Below are 2,759 nucleotides of genomic sequence, written 5' to 3'. Positions count from 1 at the left end.
AGCGCGTGAGGGCGGCTAGCGGCGGCAGCGCCCGGGGCAGGTCGGCGGGCGCGAAGTAGCGCGGCGCGGCGCCCACGCGGGCGGCCAGCAGGTCGTGGCAGAGCTTTTGCAGCGCGTCGATGGCCTGGGCGGGCGTCCAGTCGGCGAGGGCCGTGGCGTCGCCCCGCGCCATGGCCTGGGGCAGGCTGCTCCAGGCTTGCGGGCTGCGGCCGGAACGGGCGAACGCCAGCGCGTCGTCGGGCCGCCCGCCCGCCGCGCGCAGAAAGGCCGTGGCAACGTCCGCCGCCACGCCCTGCCCTTGCAGCCAGGCCAGCGCCTGGTCTTCTGCAGGCCAGGCCATGGTGTGGCCCAGGCAGCGGCTGCGGATGGTGGGCAGCAACTGGTGCGCGGCCTCGCTGGCGAGCACGAAGCGCACGTCGCCGGGCGGCTCTTCCAGCGTCTTGAGCAGCGCGTTGGCGGTGACGTGGTTCATCTGCTCGGCCGGATAGACCAGCACGGCCTTGCCGCGACCCCGTGCGGACGTGCGCTGGGCGAACTCCACGGCGTCGCGCATGGCCTCGACGCGGATCTCGCGGCTCGCCTTGCGCTTCTTGTCGTCGATGTCGGCCTGGGCTTTCTCGGACAGGGGCCAGCCCAGCGCGAGCATCTGCACCTCGGGCATCAGCACGCACAGGTCGGCATGGGTGCGCACGTCGATGGCATGGCAGCTTGGGCACTGGCCGCAGGCGCCTTCGACGGTGGGATGGTCACACAACCAGGCGCGCGCCATCTCCAGGCCCAGGGCGTATTGGCCCAGGCCCGAGGGGCCCTGCAGCAGCCAGGCGTGGCCGCGCTGGGCGAGCAGGCGGGTGCGCTGCGCGGCGATCCAGGGGGCGGTCATTTCAACCAGCCTTTGGCGGTGAAGACGCTGAAGAGCTGCTGCCAGACCCGGTCGCGGCTCTGCGCTGCATCCAGGCGCACGAAGCGCCGGGGCGCGGCGGCGGCGCGGTCGGCGTAGCCCTGGGCCACGCGGCGGAAGAACTCCAGCGGCTGGGCCTCGAAGCGGTCGGGCACGCGGGCACCGGCCAGGCGCTCGGCGGCCACCTCTGGGGCCAGGTCGAACCATACGGTCAGGTCGGGTTCACGCATCAAATCGGCCTCTGGCGCAATACCCGTCTGCACCATTAGCTCTAATATTGATAGCACCTTGGCATCGAACCCGCGCCCCGCGCCCTGGTAGGCGAAGGTGGCGTCGGTGAACCGGTCGCACAGCACCACGTCGCCGCGCGCCAGGGCGGGCTCGATCACGCAGCGCAGGTGGTCGCGCCGGGCGGCGAAGATGAGCAGCGATTCGGTCAGCGCGTCCATGGGCTCGTGCAGCACCATGTCGCGCAGCTTCTCGGCCAGGGGCGTGCCGCCCGGCTCGCGGCTCACGGTGACGGCGCGGCCCTGCGCGCGGAAGGCGGCGGCCAGCGCCTCGATGTGCGAGGACTTTCCCGCCCCGTCGATGCCCTCGAAGCTGATGAACAGCCCCTGGGTCATTGCCCGCCCTTCTGATAGCGGATCACGGCGCGGTTGTGCTCCTCCAGCGACGGGCTGAAGTGGCTGCTGCCGTCGCCCTTGGCCACGAAGTACAGGTTGCGCGTGGGGTCGGGCTGCACGGCGGCCAGCAAGGCCCCCTTGCCGGGCATGGCGATGGGCGTGGGCGGCAGGCCGGGGCGGGTGTAGGTGTTCCAGGGCGTGTCGGTTTGCAAATCACGCTTGCGCAGATTGCCGTCGAACTTCTCTCCCAGGCCGTAGATGACGGTGGGGTCGGTCTGCAGCAGCATGCCGATGCGCAGGCGGTTGGCGAACACGCCCGCGATCAGGGGCCGGTCGCTGGCACGGCCCGTTTCCTTCTCGACGATGCTGGCGAGGACCAGCGCCTCGTCGGCGGACTTGAGCGGCGTGTCGGCGGCGCGCTGCGCCCAGGCGGCCTCCAGGTGGCGGTCCATGGCGTGCAGGGCGCGGCGCAGCACGGCCAGGTCGCTCGCGCCCTTGGCGTAGGCATAGGTGTCGGGGAAGAAGCGCCCCTCGGGATGCACGCCGGGGCGCCCCAGCTGCGCCATCAGGGCCTCGTCGGTCAGGCTGGCGGAGTCGTGCCTGAGCTGCTCCTCGCGCGCCAGCGCCTGCCGCACCTGGCGCCAGTTCCAGCCCTCGACCAGCGTCACGGCGCGCAGCGATTCATCGCCGCGCACCAGCTTGGCCAGCAGGCTGCGCGGCGTTGTGCCGGGCGGCAGCTCGTAGTTGCCCGCCTTGATGGCACGGTCCTGCCCCGAGAAGCGGAACCACCAGTAGAGCAGTTGCGCATCGGCCTGCGCCCCCGCCGCCACCGTGGCCTGGGCCACGCCGCGCGGGGTGGTGCCGGGCTCGATCGCCAGCTCCAGCGTCTCGCTGCCGGTGACCAGCGGCTGGTGCAGCCACCAGAACGCCGCGCCGCCCGCCGCGATCAACACCGCCACGATGAATGCCAGAAAACGCCGCACAACCCTGATGCCCTGTGTGAATGGAACCGGCCATCATAATTGAGCGATGACGACCTCATTGAATGGTATTGCCCCCCTGCCCCACCTGGGCGTGATCCGCGTGGAAGGCGAAGACGCCGCCAAGTTCCTGCACGGCCAGTTGACGCAGGACTTCGCGTTGCTGGGCATGAGCGAGGCCCGGCTGGCGGCCTTTCTGTCGCCCAAGGGGCGCATGCAGGCGAGTTTCATCGGCTTCAAGCGCGGCACCGCCGAGGT

General features: G+C 71.4%; 3 protein-coding genes and 1 pseudogene. 1 reads left to right on the top strand and 3 read right to left on the bottom strand.

Annotation, left to right across the window (positions count from 1 at the left end; translation table 11 throughout):
* The 3 genes from QM569_RS03870 to mltG form a co-directional block, all read right to left on the bottom strand.
* On the bottom strand, window positions 1-880 hold an 880-nt coding region (locus QM569_RS03870; RefSeq protein WP_414985911.1), incomplete at its 3' end, for a DNA polymerase III subunit delta'.
* Entirely contained in the window at window positions 877-1,521 is a 645-nt protein-coding gene (gene tmk, locus QM569_RS03865) for a dTMP kinase (RefSeq protein WP_414985910.1), read from the bottom strand. The genes QM569_RS03870 and tmk, both read right to left, overlap by 4 nt.
* Window positions 1,518-2,504: an endolytic transglycosylase MltG gene (gene mltG, locus QM569_RS03860; protein ID WP_414985909.1), complete on the bottom strand. Its 987-nt coding sequence runs from the start codon at window positions 2,502-2,504 to the stop codon at window positions 1,518-1,520. Before mltG ends, tmk begins: the two co-directional genes overlap by 4 nt.
* Window positions 2,505-2,550: 46 nt before the next feature.
* On the opposite strand from mltG, the pseudogene QM569_RS03855 reads away from it, so the two are divergent.
* Window positions 2,551-2,759 (top strand): annotated as a pseudogene (locus tag QM569_RS03855) (folate-binding protein); the annotation flags it as partial.

Origin of the sequence: Acidovorax sp. (genome assembly GCF_047607405.1) — a bacterium.
Classification (GTDB): Bacteria; Pseudomonadota; Gammaproteobacteria; order Burkholderiales; family Burkholderiaceae_C; genus Acidovorax.
Note: the sequence above shows the minus strand (reverse complement) of the source record. Positions and strands in the feature narration are given on the sequence as shown.

Excerpts from the sequence above, each read along its gene's own strand:
- tmk (WP_414985910.1), bottom strand. The coding sequence starts at position 1,521 with ATGACCCAGGGGCTGTTCATCAGCTTCGAGGGCATCGACGGGGCGGGA.